Source organism: Flavobacterium sp. MAHUQ-57, from assembly GCF_051908335.1.
GTDB lineage: Bacteria > Bacteroidota > Bacteroidia > Flavobacteriales > Flavobacteriaceae > Flavobacterium.
The window spans coordinates 33,310-50,397 of the sequence record NZ_JBPZTE010000011.1 but is presented as its reverse complement, the minus strand read 5'-3'; the positions used below and the strand labels follow the sequence as shown (position 1 = coordinate 50,397).

Here is a 17,088-nt window from a genome sequence, read left to right as displayed (position 1 = left end):
TTTTGTAGTTTCACTATGATTTAAAAGAAAATTAACAACTTTATTTCATAAAAGGCACTGGCCTTTTATTCAATAGGAAATCGTTTAGCTTCTTCTTGGTCTTCTTTCTCTTGGAGCGCTTGGAGAGTCAGAACGTCTTTGGATAGAACCAGGACGTCTTTCGTTTCTTGGAGCTCTGTCTGAAGAATCATTTCTTCTTTCTGAAGTTCTTCCTTCGCCACGTCTTTCTGTTCTTGGAGCTCTGTCAGACGAACGCGATTCGCTTCTTCCGCCAAAACCACCTTCTCTTCTTGGAGAAGAACTTCTTTCACCTCTGAATCCGCCTTCTCTTCTTCCACCAGAATTTCTTCCGTTGTGGTCACGACGTGAAGAATTTCCTCCACCGTCATTTTTAGAAATTTCAACGTTGATTCTTCTTCCGTTAAGGTCGAATCCATTCAATACTTCCATTACTTTGGCAGTGTGCTCACCATCCGTATTAAAGAAAGAGAATCCTTCTTTAACATCAACTTTGAATACGTCATCACGACCTAATTCCAATGTTTCTTTTAAGAAGTCTTTCAATTGCATCCAATCGAAATCATCTCTTGCACCGATATTGATGAAGTAACGTACTGGATCACCAGCTCTGATTTCTCTTGGTTCCGAACTTCTTTCGCCTCTTTCTCCACCTTGACTTGATAAGTCACGTTTTGATTTGTAGTACGATAAGAAACGGTTGAATTCAACAGAAACCATTCTTTTTACCAATTCTTCTTTAGTTAAGTCTTGGAAAACTTCATAGATAGCTGGTAAATAGTTGTCGATTTCGTGATCAATTTCCGTATCGTGTATTTTGTTCGCTAAGTGCAATAACTGGATTTCACAGATTTCGATTCCGCTAGGGATTGATTTTTCTTCAAACTTTTGTTTAATGATTTTTTCAATCGCGTGAATCTTACGGATTTCACTCTTCGTTACGATAACAATAGATGTACCTAATTTACCTGCACGACCTGTACGGCCAGAACGGTGGTTGTAAGTTTCGATTTCATCTGGTAACTGATAGTTTACTACGTGAGTTACATTGTCTACGTCGATTCCACGAGCAGCAACATCGGTAGCAACCAACATTTGAATTTGACGACCACGGAATGCTTTCATTACCCCGTCACGTTGTGCCTGAGATAAATCACCATGTAAAGCCGCAGCGTTGTATCCGTCTTCGATTAATTTTTCAGCAATAGATTGTGTATCACGTTTTGTACGACAGAATACTACCGAGAAAATATCTGGATTAGCATCTGCTAAACGTTTTAATGCTTCATAACGGTCACGAGCGTTTACCATGTAGAATTCGTGAGATACTGTTGAAGAACCTGAGTTCTTAGTACCTACAGTGATTTCTTGAGGATTGTGCATGAATTGTTTTGCAATTCTTGCTACTTCCTGAGGCATAGTAGCCGAGAATAACCATGTGTTTTTTTCATCCGGAGTGTCTGATAATATCGAACAGATATCGTCATAGAATCCCATGTTTAACATTTCATCTGCTTCATCAAGCACACAAAAGTTAATGTTTTTAATGTTCACAAGCCCACGATTGATCATGTCTTGCATACGTCCTGGAGTAGCCACAATAATCTGTGCACCTCTTTTTACTTCACGCGCCTGCTCGGTAATGCTTGCACCACCATAAACCGCAACGGTGTGTAAGCCCTTAATGTATTTTGAATATTGTTTAATCTCGTTAGTGATCTGTAAACAAAGTTCACGTGTTGGCGATAAAATTAAGCCTTGAGTGCTTTTGTCATCAGCGTCGATTTTCTGGATTAACGGAAAGCCGAAAGCGGCTGTTTTACCTGTTCCAGTTTGTGCCAATGCAACAATGTCTGTGTTTTGCTCCAATAGTATTGGAATCGCTTTTTCCTGTACTTCTGACGGATTCTCAAATCCTAGATCTTTAACCGCCAGCAGTAGCGATTCATTCAATCCTAATTGTTCAAATTTATTCATTATCTATTTTTAAATTGGGTGCAAAAGTAGTGTTTATAAACGATATAAACTAGCAGAATCTTTTTATTTGTGATTTTATTAATCTTTGATAATCAATAATTTATAAAAATGGATGTTGAAAAAGATTGAAGAATTACAGATTTAAGCGTGGGTTTGTTGAGAATTTATCAAAAAAATTAAAGAGATTCTAAGTAAGAAATCAATGATTTTACCGCTTTACCACGGTGACTTATAGCCGATTTTTCTTCCAAAGTGAGTTCGGCGAAAGTTTTGGAGTATCCATCAGCAGTGAAAATAGGATCATAACCGAATCCATTGTTGCCTTTCTTTTCGGTCATTATGGTTCCATTAATAATTCCGGTGAATTGATGTTGTTCACCATTTATATTTAGTGCGATGACCGTTTTAAAGTTGGCTTTGCGGTTGGTTTCATTTTCCAGTAGGCTTAATACCTTATTCATATTATCCTCATCACTTCTTTGTGGTCCGGCATAACGAGCAGAGTAAACTCCGGGTTCACCGTTTAAAGCATCAATTTCCAATCCGCTATCATCGGCAAAGCAGGGATATCCAAAATGCTCGGTTACATAATTGGCTTTAAGTAGGGCATTGCCTTCTATAGTAGTAGCCGTTTCAGGTATATCTACAAAACATCCGATATCTTCAAGACTTACTACTTTAATATGTGAAGGAACTAATTGTTGAATTTCCTTGATCTTGTTTTTATTGTTGGAAGCGAATACGAGTTGCATTGAGTGTTATTTTTTTCAAAAGTAAGAAAAATCTAAAGTTTAACAAGAAATGCGGAAAAACCGTACACTACATTCAGATATCTGATATACTTTTGACATATAAGTTTTAATTGAACAAGCAAACTAACTAGAATCTAATCTTAAAAAGAATGAATTAAAAAACCTAGAGAACAGAATACTACAAAAAACTATTAGATTGGGGACAAAAGTCAAATGTTTTTTAAAAGTTAATACCACATCTGTTTCACTATTTTTCAAAATTTTAACTCCATTTAGAATTTGTTCTTTAATTTTAGAAGATTAATTCGTTAGAAAAGCCACTCTTTAGAGTGGCTTTTCTTTTTTAGTCTTTTGCTTGCTGTATTCTTTGATTGAAATGTTGTTAATAATTACATCTTTCACAATTGCCTCTCCATCTTTTACAGCGACCAATGCATACACATTGTTTTGTATTGCTGATACGGCTTGGTTGTATTGTTTTTCTGCTTCGGGTGCTTTGTATTCGTTCATGTAAAAGCGATCGAAAGGAAAGTTTAAAAGTACTTGATATTGGTCTACAGTTTTATACATTCTAACGTCATTCAGTTTAATGTAATCACCACTTTTTGGTTTTTGGTTACTAATTTTACTGATTTTTGCGAACCCTTTTTCAGTGGTAAGCGTGGCATAAATAGCATTGGCTGTTGGAATTTCTTTTTTGATGAAAAGATCATCTTCTTCAAATGATAGGTTGATGTATTTACCTCTAAAGGGATCATAGGGATCAATAGGTTGTGTTTTGAATTTGTACAATTTTCCGGTTTCCAGTACGTCATTGTTGTGCGTTACCATTTGAACTGGAACAGCAAGTTGCGCAAAAACCATAACAAAAAATGCTATAAGGACTAGGGTTTTAGTTTTCATTTTGTTTGCGTTTTTTTAGTAGATAGTAATTCATCAGAAAGAAACCAAGACCGATACCGATAAATAATACGCCTCGAACAACGAAACTCATATTGGTATCGAAAAACCTGCAAATGGTTAATATGGAAATAATCAGTAACCCGAAGTTGAGTTTGTATAGACTGTTGCTTTCGGCTCCATTTCTAATTTCTGAAACACCAATAGCGAGAACAAATATATTAACGACAGTAATAATAAAGGCGTTTTCATTTCCTGCGAGACTATACAAAATCGTAATGAGGACAAATCCAAGGCTTACAGGATTGATTTTTAAAAGTTCGGTTTTCTTTAGGTGTATATACAATAGTACAATTGCTGTTATGAAAAGTGTGATCCATACCAATGAATCCAATTGATTTAACTTCTCATTTTCTCTTCCTATTTCGTTCCATGGAAATTTGAAACTAAGAATAAAGAGTAGAAATAGTGTGCCGGCTTTTCCAATGAGCCAATACGCATTTCGGTTTTGATTGTTGTTCAAAAAGAAATTTTGTTTTCCGATGAGGTAAAATATAGCCAATAACGATGCAAAACCGATAAGCATTAATGTGTTGGGTTCTTTAGAAATACTAGGTAGACAAAAAAGAAGGGAACCTGCGAAAAACCAATGGTGGAATCGGGTAAAGTTCGATGATGGATGGTTTTTAATTAAATTATAATAATGAGGAACGAGTGTTAGTAGTAATAACCAATGTATCCATCCATTTGATTTTGGATAATCGTAATGTGCTTCCGAGCAATACCAGACAATGCCTAGGATAGCGAGAAGTGATGTGAATGAAGAGCGCATGATGTATACTAATGGAAGAGAAAGTACGATCCATGTTAGTAGAAATCCTTCCATGTCTTCGGGGAGATTGTAAATTTGGGCAATTAATGAGATGGTTGCGGCGATGGCGAATACCAGAAATGTAGCGCTGCTTTCTTTCCATGTGATTGAGTTCGGTAGTTTGTTCAATGTATACCAACAAGCCACTTGGCCAAGTACCAAAGGGATAAATGCCACTACGGTTTTTGTAGTAATGGAAAAGTTATCCCAGTTATGTGCTACAATTAATATAATGCCTAAGCCGCCCAAGAGCGCTCCCAGTATTCCAAAAATGGTAAAGAGGCGGTTTGGATTTGTAGATGCCTTTCTATTGTAATAGTCGGTGATTTTTGCTGCAACTTCATCGGTGATAATTCCGTTTGACAGCAATTCCGGTAGTTCTTTCAAGATGTTATTTGACATTCGAATAATTTAAGATGTAACTAATGTAGGTTTTTTTCTTTAGATTGTTCGATAATTTGAGTATTCGATTGTTGGATTCCTTTTTACCGAAAGAAATTTCATAATGACAGGAAGTAAAAGTCTTTTGACAGTAAAGCGTTTTCTTTTGGTAGAAGGAATAAATTCCAAATTCACAGAAAGAAACTTCAAAGATGTTTCGCTATTTCTTCAAAAGGTTGTTTATTTCCTCTTTAACAAATTGAATGCAGGATAAGAAGCAATAACAATCCCAATTAGGATAAGTAAGCTTTTATAATCGGCAATGGCAAACCCTGTTAATAAAGCAAGCACGACACCAACTAGAAGCCAACTACTGAAAGGGAATCCTTTTTGGCGATAAGGTCTGTGTAAATCCGGTTCCGATTTTCGTAATTTAATTACCGAAGCATAGGCTAATCCGTCGACAATTAATACGGTGAAAGTACCTAATGCAAACAATTCGGAGAAAGACCCGGAAAAAATATAAACGATTTCGAGTAGGCAAATGATACCCATAGCAATGTATGGAGATCCTTTTTTGTTGATAATAGCACCTTGAGGAATAAAATGGCCACTTCGGCTTAAACCAAATAAAATTCGCGAAGGCACCATGATAAAAGCATTGAGGATGCTGGTTAGTGATAAAATGGCAATCAAGGTAAAAATTACACCTCCGGTTTTGCCAAAAATTAGGGTAGCTGCATCGGAAGCAGCAAGAGAAGAGCCTGATAAAACAGCGGTTGGTACCACACTTAATAAAGCCGTATTGAAAAGAATATAAATGATAATGACAATAATGACACCGATGAAGAGCGATTTAGGCAATTCTTTACCCGGGTTTTTAAATTCTTCGGCAAAATAACAAGCAGCGTTCCATCCTCCATACGTTCCGATAATCAATTGGAGCGATTTAAAAATAGCAATGATTATTCCACCTTGAGCCAAAGGAGTTGTATTGGTTGTTTCATTAAAAAGCAAACTCTTTCCGAAGGCAAAATAAAAACAAGCGATAATCAGAAAAGCGAAAACACAAACTTTCAGCAAACTTGTGATTTTTTGAAAGATATCTCCGTTTTTCACACCACCAATATGATATGCAGTAAAAGCAACCACGATGCTAATGGCAATTAGAATTTCGTATCCTTTTAAAGTTGGAAACAAGAGCGCTAAATATTCGGCGATGGCAATACTAATATAAGCAGGAGCGAGCGAATTGACCAGAAAGTCAAACCAACCTGTAAGAAAACCTAGGTAGGGGCCAAATGCTCTTTCGGCGTAGTTATAAGGGCCACCGGCTTTCGGAATCATTGTTCCTAATTCGGAATAAGCACCAATAGCCATCATTAAATACAATCCGCCCAATAGCCAACACAGAAGAATGAGCCAATGATTTTGTAGCAAACCGACAATGATGCCAGGGTTGTATAAGATTCCCGAACCAATGACACCACCAATTGTAACGGCAATGCCAAAACCTACTCCTAAAATACTTTTAAGATTGTTTTTTTCTGAAGAATTTTTTTCGATCATAGCCAAGAATAGCAGAATTATAAATGAAGGAAAGTGCTTTTGTGAAACTACTTTCGTTTTGTGAAGCTAAATATATGGTTTTAAAATTTATAAGCTTTGATTTTTAAGAAATAAAGAGACGGCTGTTCGTAAAAAAGAGTGCATTATTTTGCTAAATAATTATGTTTAAAAGACAGAAATAATTACTTTTGGGGCGTTTTTAAAACACAATTTTATCATGGTGAAAGATTTATTTGAAAGAATTCAAAACAATAAAGGTCCGTTAGGGAAATGGGCTTCACAAGCAGAGGGTTACTATGTTTTCCCTAAGTTGGAAGGAGAATTAGGACCAAGAATGCAATTCCACGGAAAAGAAATATTAAACTGGTCAATTAACGATTACTTAGGATTAGCAAATCATCCAGAAGTACGTCAAGCAGATATTGAAGCGGCTCAGCAATACGGAGCGGCTTATCCGATGGGAGCGCGTATGATGTCAGGTCATACAACGTACCACGAGCAGTTGGAAAATGAATTGGCTGAATTCGTAATGAAGGAAGCAGCTTATTTATTAAACTTCGGTTACCAAGGAATGGTATCTATTATTGATGCTTTAGTGACCAAGAATGACGTGATTGTGTATGATGTGGATGCACATGCTTGTATTATTGACGGTGTTCGTTTGCATATGGGTAAACGTTTTACGTATAAGCACAACGATATTGAAAGCATGGAGAAAAACTTACAACGTGCGACTAAATTAGCAGAAGAAACTGGAGGAGGAATTTTATTCATTACTGAGGGTGTTTTCGGAATGCGCGGTCAACAAGGTAAGTTGAAAGAAATTGTTGAAATGAAAAGCAGATACAATTTCCGTTTATTGGTGGATGATGCACATGGATTTGGTACATTAGGTAAAACAGGTGCTGGAGCAGGTGAGGAGCAAGGTTGTCAAGACGGAATTGATGTGTATTTCTCTACGTTTGCAAAATCGATGGCTAATATTGGAGCTTTCGTAGCAGCAGATAAAGATATTATTGATTATTTGAAATACAATTTACGTTCGCAAATGTTTGCTAAAGCGTTACCAATGATTCAAACAATTGGTTCATTGAAACGTTTGGAGTTATTGCGTAAATCATCAGAGTTAAAAGACAAACTTTGGTTGAACGTAAATACATTACAAAACGGATTAAAAGAAAGAGGATTCAATATTGGAGATACTAATACGTGTGTTACTCCAGTATATTTAGAAGGATCTATTCCAGAAGCAATGGTAATGGTGAACGATTTACGTGAAAACTATAATATTTTCTTGTCTATCGTTGTATATCCGGTAATCCCTAAAGGAATTATCTTATTAAGAATGATTCCTACAGCGACGCATACATTAGAAGATATTGCTGAGACATTGTCTGCCTTTGAAGCGATCCGTGAGAAATTGACAAACGGAACGTACAAAGCGATTGCTGATAAAACGACAGTTGACGTTTCTTAATTTAAGAAAATGAAACCTATAAAAAAAACCATCCAGATTAGGATGGTTTTTTATTTTATAAATCTTTTTTGTAGGTTCTTCTTCTTCTGAAAATAACGGGATCAAAGTGTTTCCAGATATTATGGATGGCAACGTTGTCTTCCAATTCCGGAGTACGCACACATTGTTCGATACCCAAGGCTTTGAAGGTGTTGTAGTATTCGTTAAAAATAACCGCTGTGACACCTTTGCTTTGGTATTCTGGATCGACACCAATAAGATAGAATAATACTTCTTTGCTTTGTTTTTTAGCTTTTAGCAAATGATAAAAACCGAAAGGGAATAGTTTACCTTTTGCTTTTTGTAGTGCTTCGCCGAAGCTTGGCATTACGATGCTGAAAGCAATAATTTTATTGTCTTTATCCACTACAAATTTGATGTATTCCGGATTGATAAAACCAATGTATTTCTTTTTGAAATATTCTTTCTGTACATCATTAATAGCAACAAAAGACGATAAGTTGGCATACGATCGATTGAAGAGGTCAAACATTTCATCCACATACGGCATGATGTCTTTTGTTTTGGTAAAGTTGACAGGTCGAAGTTCGTAGCGTTTTTTTATCAGTTCCTGTGCTTTCAAGAAGAATTCCGGTTTTACATTCGAAAAAGGGAATTTGTTTTCCAGATATTCCTTCTCTTTTACGTAGCCCAATTGTTCTAAATGGGTTTTGTAATAAGGGAAATTGTACCAAGTAATCATGGAGCCTATTTCGTCGAAACCTTCGGTTAAAACACCTACTTTGTCTAGGTTGGAAAAACCCATTGGACCTTCTACATGCTCTAGGTTGTTTTGTCGTCCGAATTCGTACACTTTTTCAAGTAATGCTTTGGTGACTTCGATATCGTCTATGACATCCCACCATCCGAAACGCACTTTCTTTTTTCCTTGATTGTTTACTTCATCCCAATTGATAATGGCAGCGATTCGGCCTACAATTGCATTGTTTTTATAAGCCAAGTAGAAATGAGCTTCGGCATTACTAAAAGCCGGGTTTTTGGTTTTGTCAAAAGTTTCGATTTCTTCCTGAATCAAAGGAGGTACCCAATACGGACTGTCTTTGTATAGTGAAAAGGGGAATTTAACAAATTGTTTGATTGCATCTTTAGAATTGGCTTCAATTATTTTGATCATGGCTTAGGGTTCAATTTCGTCTTCTAAACGTTTTGTTTTTTGTTCTTCTTGTTCCTGTGTAGATTTTTCAGGTAAATCTTCGTCTTTATTTTTACGTTTCTTTTTCGCTGCTTTTTCTTCTGCTTTTTTCAAATCTTCTTCGGATAAGACTCCGTTTTTAGATTTTTCTTCTTTCTTTTCTTTTACTTCTTTTCCATCTTTGATTTCGATGTCTTTGTGTTTTTTATCGAAACGCCATGAGAAACCGATACCGCCATAAACCAATCCAGGAGTGGTTTTGATGTTTTTACTGATAGAAGCATCGACTTGTAAATTGTCCATCAATAAGTGAGTGGCACCTAAAGTGAAAATTCCGTCAGAGTAATAATCGCCTTTTATTCCTTTGTTTTCTAGAAATGCCGACCATTTTTCATTTACACCATAGGTAACGGTAAGGATATAACCGAAGTTTTTAGCATCTGAAGTGATTTTGTCGGCAATTAAATTGCTTACAAAAACCCATTTTCCTTTGAAGTGGTTTTGGGTAATCAACATAATTTTTGGACTAACAGTTGCTTCGTTTGGGATACTGTAGTCATTGTCCATAGTATAATTAATTCCTGCGTAACCTGAGATTGCAGGAATAAGGCTTTTCCATTTGAATTTTTTATTGGCTTTCCAGCTATAAATATTAGGTTTTTCTTCACCTTTTTTATACGGATCGTAAAACAAGTATTTTGCACCTAATGTAGTATTTCGTAAGCCACTTCTGTTATCGTTCAGTATGACGCTTTTGTATTTATCCATTTGGTATTGTACGTCCAAAGTTAATTCGAACTGTTCTCTCCAGATACCGTAACGAGCAGTGAGATCTAAACCAAAACCATTGGCTTTATAATCAAGAACATCGTGGTTTTCATTGATGTAATACAACCCTGATTCCAATTGGAATACTTTTTTACCAACCGCAAAAGCTCCGGCAGATTTTCCGGGACGGTTGGAATTGATCTGGTCTGTGAATTGCGAGTAGGTTGAGGTTGAAGCGGATAGTAAACTTCCTAATACAATCAATCTGAGTAATTTCATTTTTATAGTATTTGAGAAAATCAAATGTAACATATTTTATCTTTATTTTAAGAATGTGATTGCCAATAATCCGTATTTTTGAAAAAAAAATGAATCATGCAAGAAGCATCTCCAATGGGCTTGTTAAAAGTCATTATTTATATCATCGGATTTTATTACTTAGTTAAAATTTTGACCCGCATTTTCATGCCTATGATCATGAAAAACATGATGGAAAAGGCGCAAGAAAATTTTAATCGTCATTACCAGCAAGGTAATTTTAATCAGCAAACCAATCAGGATTTTACTACTCCAAAGAAAGAAGGCAATCCCGTATCCAAAAAACAAGTAGGCGAATATATTGACTACGAGGAAATTGATTGATTTCTGAAACATTTGGTTTTCGATTATTCTTCATAACCGCCAAAAATCAAAAATATTGTACGGGGTATTTTAAATCTAAAATTTAACGTATCTTCACGCCTTGATTTGAATAACCTGAATATTTATGGACAAACTGAAGCGTTTTTATCCACACGCATTGGCCTTATTAGGCTTCGTATTGATTGCAATTATCTATTTTTATCCTGTTTTACAAGGAAGAAAAATTCTACAATCTGATATCGTTCAATACAAGGCAACTGCAAAAGAATTAATTGATTACAGACAAGAAACAGGGAAAGAAACCTATTGGATAAACAGTTCGTTTGGAGGTATGCCTACCTATCAGTTAGGTGCTCAATATCCGCATAATTACATCAAAAAAGTAGACAGTGTATTGCGTTTTCTTCCACGTCCAGCTGATTACTTATTTTTATACTTTTTAGGCTTTTATATACTGCTTTTAGTCTTAAAGATGAAACCATTAAAAGCTTTTTTTGGAGCTTTAGCTTTTGGTTTTTCGACCTATATGATAATCATTTTAGGTGTAGGACATAATGCCAAAGCGCATGCCATAGCTTATATGCCTATGGTTATAGCCGGAGCTATATTAGTTTACCAAAGACGATGGATAGTAGGTGGTTTGCTCACCATGGTTGCTGCCGCTTTGGAACTTAATGCGAATCACTTTCAAATGACGTATTATTTGTTGATATTCTTGTTGGTTTTGACCGCATTTTATACTTACAAAGCAATCAAAGAAAAAGAATTAAAAACGTTAATGTACAGTTTTGGAGTATTTGTAGTTGCAGGTTTAGTGGCTATTGGTACCAATGCTACTGGTATTTTGGCTACACAAGAGTATGCCAAAGAAAGTAATCGTGGTAAAAACGATTTGACGTTCAATCCTGATGGATCTAAAAATACTAATGAAAACGCCATTAGCTACGATTATATAACCGCGTACAGTTATGGTATTGCGGAAAGTTTCAATTTATTGTCACCGAGAATTTTTGGTGGTTCCAATAGTGAAAATGTAGGAACTAATTCGGAAATGTATGAATTTGTAATTTCCAATAATGTTCCAGAAGATCAGGCTAAAGAAATTGTAAAAGGTTTGCCAATGTATTGGGCAGATCAGCCCGGCGTTTCTGCTCCAGCTTATATTGGTGCAATCGTTTTCTTTTTAGCTGTTATCGCTTTATTTATTGATGATAGAAAATTAAAGTATGCTTTCTTAGGAGGCGCAATCGTTTCTTTGCTATTGTCTTGGGGAAAAAACTTCCCATTACTTACAGATTTCTTCATTAATTATGTGCCTTTGTATAATAAATTCAGAGCCGTTTCTTCAATTCAGGTAATTTTAGAAATATGTATGCCTGCTTTGGCTTTGATGGGATTGCAAAGTTTCTTTAAAGCAGAGGAAAAGGAGAAATGGAATGCGCTTTGGAAATCGGCTGCAGTTACCGGCGGAATCTTAGTTGTACTTCTATTGGCTAAAGGAATGTTCAGTTTTGCAGGAGGTAGCGATGGATATTTAGGACAAACATATGGGCCGGAATTTGTAGATGCCTTAAAGGCAGATCGTAAATCAATGTATACTAGTGATTTATTACGTTCTGGGTTATTTATTTTACTTGCATTTGGTGCATTGTACCTAACAATAAAAAATACCATTTCTTCTAAAGCGGGAGTTGTTGTGGTTGGAATTTTAATGGTTGCCGATTTGTTTTTAATTGACAGAAACTATGTAAACGCCGAAAGTTTTGTGAATCCGGTTGAAGTAGACGAACCTTTTGTAGAAACGTCTTTCGATGCCGAAATCAGAAAAGACAAATCGCATTATCGTGTATTTGAAGTTTCGGGTGACGCCTTAATGAACGCAAGAACGTCGTATTTCCATAAATCCATCGGTGGTTATTCTGCAGTGAAGCCAAAACGTATGGAACAGTTGTTTGACTATCAGATTACCAAAAACAACATGCAGGTTTTAAACATGCTGAATGTGAAATATTTGATTCAAACCAATGAAAAAGGAGAGCAAATAACTATTTTAAATACCCAAGCCAATGGTAATGCATGGTTTGTTAATGAATTGAAATTTGTAAATGGAGCTGATGCTGAAATGAAAGCATTGGATAAATTGGATACTAAAAATGTTGCGGTTAAAGATTTGAGATCAAATGATGAATTGATTTATAAGGTAAACCCGAATGCAAAGGAAGAAAAATTTAATGCAGAAGGTTCTAAAATTCAATTGATTTCCTACGAACCTGACGAGATGAAATATGTTTCCAACAATCCTAATGAAGGTTATGCCGTGTTTTCGGAAATGTATTATAAGAATGGATGGAATGCTTACATAGACGGGAAACCAGTAAATCACGATAGAGTGAACTATGCGCTTAGAGGTTTGAGAATTCCAGCTGGAAAACACAATATTGACTTTAAATTCGAACCGCAAGTCGTTAAAACCGGAAGTACCATTGCTTTAATTAGTTTTGTAGTAATGTTTCTATTAATTGGAGGAGGTGGTGTTTATCTAAACCGAAAAAAAATAGCAAGCTAAACCGATTTTTTTGAAAACCATTGTTTACATAGCTGTCGGAGGAGCGATAGGAAGTGTTTTGCGGTATCTTATGAACAGTGTTGTCGCAAAATGGAGTACTACGGCTTTTCCAATAGGAACATTTCTGGTTAATTGTATAGGGTGTTTAATGATCGGATTGTTTTTTGGCTATTTTGAGAAATACAATGTATTGTCAAAAGAGATGAAACTATTTTTAATTACCGGTTTGTGTGGAGGTTTTACTACTTTTTCGGCTTTTTCTGTTGAAAATGTCGGATTACTTCAGAGTAATCAAACAGGAACGATGTTGCTTTATACTGCTTTGAGTGTTCTAATCGGCTTTACAATGACGTGGTGTGGAATGTTAATTGCTGCAAAATTATAATGAAGAAAGTACTTATCATAACCTATTATTGGCCACCAGCAGGCGGACCCGGTGTTCAGCGTTGGTTGAAATTTGTCAAATATCTTCCTGATTTTGATATTCAGCCGATAGTTTATGTTCCGGAAAATCCTATGTATCCGATTGTTGATGAAGGTTTGGTAAGTGAGGTTTCGGATAAAGCAATTGTTCTAAAAAATAAAATTGTTGAACCCTACGGATTGGCATCTGTTTTCTCAAAAAAGAATACGAAAGGTATTAGTTCGGGGATAATTCCCAATCAGAAGAAACAGACTTTCTTACAGAAAATGATGCTTTGGGTGCGAGGAAACTTGTTTATTCCTGATGCTAGGATTTTATGGGTAAAGCCTTCTGTAAGTTATTTAAAAAAATATATAAAGGAAAACGGAATTGATACTATCATTACTTCAGGTCCGCCACACAGTCTGCATTTGATTGGTTTGCAATTAAAGGAAGATTTACAAGTGAAATGGTTGGCCGATTTCCGTGATCCATGGACTACAATTGGATACCATTCGGCATTGAAATTATCAAAATACGCCGATAAAAAACACAAATTACAGGAAAAAGCCGTATTGAATACCGCTGATACTATTATAGTTACTAGTAAAACAACCAAAGCTGAATTTGAACGTCTAACTACAAAACCAATCGAGGTGATTACTAATGGTTATGATGTAGAAAAGGTAACGAAACAACCTTTGGATGAGCAATTTACATTGGCACATATTGGTTCGTTATTATCCGACAGAAATCCCAAGATCCTATGGGAATCTCTGAGTGAATTGATTCAGGAAAATGAAAATTTTTCTCGTTATTTTCAATTAAAATTGATGGGGAAAGTGAGTCAGGAAGTTCTGGATACTATAACATCGTTTGGATTGAATAACTATTTGAATAATCTTGGATATGTTTCACATCAGGAAGCAGTGGAACACCAAAGGAAATCACAGGTTTTATTGTTAATTGAAATTGATTCTGAAGAAACGAAAAGTATCATTCCAGGAAAGGTTTTTGAATACATTGTATCGGAAAGACCTATACTGGCAATTGGTCCGAAAGATTCTGACTTTGCCGAAATAATAACATCGACCAATACCGGAACTTTTTTTACATATACTGAAAAAGATCAATTGAAAGCAACTATTTTGAATCACTTTGAGAAATACCTTCAAAATGAATTAAAGGTGTTTCCTATAGGTTTACAGCAATATTCACGTAAAAATCTTACCGGACAATTATCCAAGTTAGTATAGTTTCACTTTTTAACCGGATTTCCCTAGCCCCGTTTGCAGCGGCATCCTGCTTTGTGAGGAACGAACAAAGGCAGATACAGCGGAAGACGGGAATCAGCTCCAAAAAAGAAAACTCCGTAGTATGGCGACCACGGAGTTAACATAAACAAACCAACCTAACCAAATTTATATGAGATCTACTCGTCTCACAAAACTTATCTTTTATTTCTTTCTTCTTCTTCTTTTTTCATTGAAGAATCTTCAATTTTAGCTTTTGTACCGTCTGCTTTGTAGTAGTAGTAATCGTCATCATCGTTTTCATAACCACCACCTCTTGGATAATCATTTCTAGGATAGTCGTTTCTTGGCGATTCATAGCCTCTTGGGTAATCGTAGCCATAGCTTCTTCCTTTTACGTTTCCGTACATATCAATGATACATCTTTTACGGTCATATACAATTCGTAATCCACCTATTTGTGTCAGTGCAAAACTGTTGTATTTCATATATACAGTACCAATTCTGTTAACTCTATCGAAAGCATCATAGTTGATGAATGTATTTCCAACTCTGCGAACTCTACCGAAAGCATCATGTTCTATGCGTACTCCGTAGTTTATCGGATGTCTTTCTACAGTAACTGTGCCTCTACGACCAGCGGTTTTAAAATAGTATCCATCGTTAGGATTCGAGTCTTGTGGACGTGTGTTGAAATCAAAATCTCCATTTGGGAATACATAAAATTCTATTCCACGTTCCATAAAGCTGATTGGTTCTGCATCGCGGTAATCAATTGCCTTGTGCTTGCCGTAAGCTTTTCCATTATTGTCAGAAAAAACAGGATTTTCTGACGCATAGGCCATACTTCCTGCCAGGAAGATGCTGGCCACTAAAAGTGTAATCTTTTTCATAATACAATAATTTAATGGTTTGCCTACTCTTGCGATTTTCGGCTTCGTCGAACAAGTTATTTTTTCTTGTTGTTTAGCTATATCCAATTTGCGTGCCAAAACTAATTGTATGCGTGCCTAATTTTTTAAAATAATTGTAAGTAACTGATTACTAGAGGTTTTTGGGGCAGTTGTTTTTTTTAACGGAATGCGTTACATTTGTTATAAACCAAATCAAACCAAACTAAAAAACTTAATGAAAACCAAACTACTGTCTTTTTTGACGATTTTAACTGTTAGTACTTCCACATTTGGACAAACATTTATTCAACGATATGCTGATATCGCGAATCAGGTATCCCAAACCAATATCACCAATAACCTGACTCATTTTGAATCGCTTGGGGTGAAGTATAGAAATACACAAGCATTAGAAAACACTTATCAATGGTTAATAGCACAGTATTCTTCCTTTGGATATACACCAGCTCAGATTACAACCGATACTTATTCTTATTCAGGAAGTACTTGTAAAAATGTAGTGGTGACAAAAGTGGGAACAGTGTATCCCAATACTTATGTTATTGTTTGTGGACATTACGATTCTATTAATGGTACGGGAACCAATGATAATGGAAGTGGAGTAGTAAGTATTCTAGAAATTGCCCGATTGCTTCAGAATGTGGAAACGGAATATTCAATAAAATTTATCAATTTCAGTGGAGAAGAAGATGGCTTGAAAGGAAGTCAGCATTTTGTTTCCTCAGTAGTGAATGGAACGACTCCTAAAATGGATATTCGTTTGGTCTTCAATTTGGATGAAGTAGGTGGTGTAGCCGGTATGACTAATAATACCATTACTTGTGAGAAAGACACCAGTGGAACACCATCAACTAATAATGCGGCTTCGGCTACTATGACCAATCAATTGATTACTTGTGTTGGATTGTATTCTCCTTTGCAGACGTACCTTTCCAATGCATATGCTTCCGATTATATGCCTTTTGAAGATAACAATGAAGTTATTACCGGTTTTTTCGAAAGAAATGAAACAAGTCATAAACATACAGCTACCGATTTATTGGTGAACATGGATCCTGTTTATAATTTTAAAGTGGCAAAAGCAGCAACAGGAGCTGTGCTGCATTTTGCAAAGGCGGCAACGACTTTAAATAATGAGGAATTTGAAATGGATTATCAAGTGCGTTTTTTTCCAAATCCGGCAAAAGATAGTCTTCAGATTACTTTGGGTAGTCTGAATGTTGATCATTATGAGGTTTGTATAACCGACATGAACGGAAAAACGGCACTGCAGAAAACATTTGCAACGCCCAAGTTAATAGAATCACTTGAAATTAGTGGAATGTCCAAAGGAATGTATTTGGTAACCTTAACTTCGGGTAAAAGAAAAGTCAGTAAGAAAATTGTAATAGAATAAAGAAAGCCT

At 35.8% G+C, this 17,088-nt stretch carries 14 protein-coding genes; 6 read left to right on the top strand and 8 right to left on the bottom strand.

Annotated features, from left to right (window positions below):
• Positions 1 to 84: 84 nt before the first annotated feature.
• The 5 genes from ACS8MM_RS16225 to ACS8MM_RS16205 form a co-directional block, all read right to left on the bottom strand.
• Complete coding sequence (locus ACS8MM_RS16225) at positions 85 to 1,995, bottom strand: DEAD/DEAH box helicase (RefSeq protein WP_379719200.1); 1,911 nt, start codon at positions 1,993 to 1,995, stop codon at positions 85 to 87.
• 176 nt (positions 1,996 to 2,171) lie between these two features.
• Positions 2,172 to 2,747, bottom strand: a complete 576-nt coding sequence (locus tag ACS8MM_RS16220; protein ID WP_379719197.1) for a non-canonical purine NTP diphosphatase — start codon at positions 2,745 to 2,747, stop codon at positions 2,172 to 2,174.
• Between the two features lie 324 nt (positions 2,748 to 3,071).
• The gene (locus tag ACS8MM_RS16215) at positions 3,072 to 3,650 is read right to left on the bottom strand and encodes a GDYXXLXY domain-containing protein (RefSeq protein WP_379719194.1); all 579 of its coding nucleotides are present in this window, start codon (positions 3,648 to 3,650) and stop codon (positions 3,072 to 3,074) included.
• The gene (locus ACS8MM_RS16210; protein ID WP_379719191.1) at positions 3,640 to 4,920 is read right to left on the bottom strand and encodes a DUF2157 domain-containing protein; all 1,281 of its coding nucleotides are present in this window, start codon (positions 4,918 to 4,920) and stop codon (positions 3,640 to 3,642) included. The genes ACS8MM_RS16215 and ACS8MM_RS16210 overlap by 11 nt, the downstream gene beginning before the upstream one ends.
• A 219-nt stretch (positions 4,921 to 5,139) precedes the next feature.
• Positions 5,140 to 6,468, bottom strand: a complete 1,329-nt coding sequence (locus tag ACS8MM_RS16205) for an APC family permease (RefSeq protein WP_379719188.1) — start codon at positions 6,466 to 6,468, stop codon at positions 5,140 to 5,142.
• Between the two features lie 217 nt (positions 6,469 to 6,685).
• Between ACS8MM_RS16205 and ACS8MM_RS16200 the strand changes: the two genes are divergently transcribed.
• Positions 6,686 to 7,945, top strand: a complete 1,260-nt coding sequence (locus tag ACS8MM_RS16200) for an aminotransferase class I/II-fold pyridoxal phosphate-dependent enzyme (RefSeq protein ID WP_379719185.1) — start codon at positions 6,686 to 6,688, stop codon at positions 7,943 to 7,945.
• Positions 7,946 to 8,000: 55 nt separating this feature from the next.
• On the opposite strand, the gene ACS8MM_RS16195 is transcribed toward ACS8MM_RS16200, so the two are convergent.
• Together ACS8MM_RS16195 and ACS8MM_RS16190 are read right to left on the bottom strand one after the other, a co-directional pair.
• Positions 8,001 to 9,119, bottom strand: a complete 1,119-nt coding sequence (locus ACS8MM_RS16195; protein ID WP_379719182.1) for a GTP cyclohydrolase — start codon at positions 9,117 to 9,119, stop codon at positions 8,001 to 8,003.
• Between the two features lie 3 nt (positions 9,120 to 9,122).
• Positions 9,123 to 10,184: a transporter gene (locus ACS8MM_RS16190; protein ID WP_379719179.1), complete on the bottom strand. Its 1,062-nt coding sequence runs from the start codon at positions 10,182 to 10,184 to the stop codon at positions 9,123 to 9,125.
• A 96-nt stretch (positions 10,185 to 10,280) separates the two neighbouring features.
• Here ACS8MM_RS16190 and ACS8MM_RS16185 point away from each other — a divergent pair, with 96 nt between their 5' ends.
• The 4 genes from ACS8MM_RS16185 (at position 10,281) to ACS8MM_RS16170 (ending at position 14,772) form a co-directional block, all read left to right on the top strand.
• A complete protein-coding gene (locus tag ACS8MM_RS16185) occupies positions 10,281 to 10,547 on the top strand; it encodes a DUF4834 family protein (protein ID WP_379719176.1) in 267 nt (88 codons plus the stop codon).
• A gap of 124 nt (positions 10,548 to 10,671) precedes the next feature.
• A complete protein-coding gene (locus ACS8MM_RS16180) occupies positions 10,672 to 13,113 on the top strand; it encodes a YfhO family protein (RefSeq protein WP_379719173.1) in 2,442 nt (813 codons plus the stop codon).
• Between the two features lie 10 nt (positions 13,114 to 13,123).
• On the top strand, positions 13,124 to 13,498 hold the full coding sequence (crcB, locus tag ACS8MM_RS16175) for a fluoride efflux transporter CrcB (protein WP_379719170.1): 375 nt from the start codon (positions 13,124 to 13,126) through the stop codon (positions 13,496 to 13,498).
• Complete coding sequence (locus ACS8MM_RS16170; protein ID WP_379719167.1) at positions 13,498 to 14,772, top strand: glycosyltransferase family 4 protein; 1,275 nt, start codon at positions 13,498 to 13,500, stop codon at positions 14,770 to 14,772. Before crcB ends, ACS8MM_RS16170 begins: the two co-directional genes overlap by 1 nt.
• A gap of 194 nt (positions 14,773 to 14,966) precedes the next feature.
• Here ACS8MM_RS16170 and ACS8MM_RS16165 read toward each other — a convergent pair whose 3' ends face one another.
• On the bottom strand, positions 14,967 to 15,662 hold the full coding sequence (locus ACS8MM_RS16165; protein ID WP_379719164.1) for a hypothetical protein: 696 nt from the start codon (positions 15,660 to 15,662) through the stop codon (positions 14,967 to 14,969).
• A gap of 235 nt (positions 15,663 to 15,897) precedes the next feature.
• Between ACS8MM_RS16165 and ACS8MM_RS16160 the strand changes: the two genes are divergently transcribed.
• Entirely contained in the window at positions 15,898 to 17,079 is a 1,182-nt protein-coding gene (locus ACS8MM_RS16160) for a M28 family peptidase (protein WP_379719161.1), read from the top strand.
• Positions 17,080 to 17,088 lie beyond the last annotated feature (9 nt).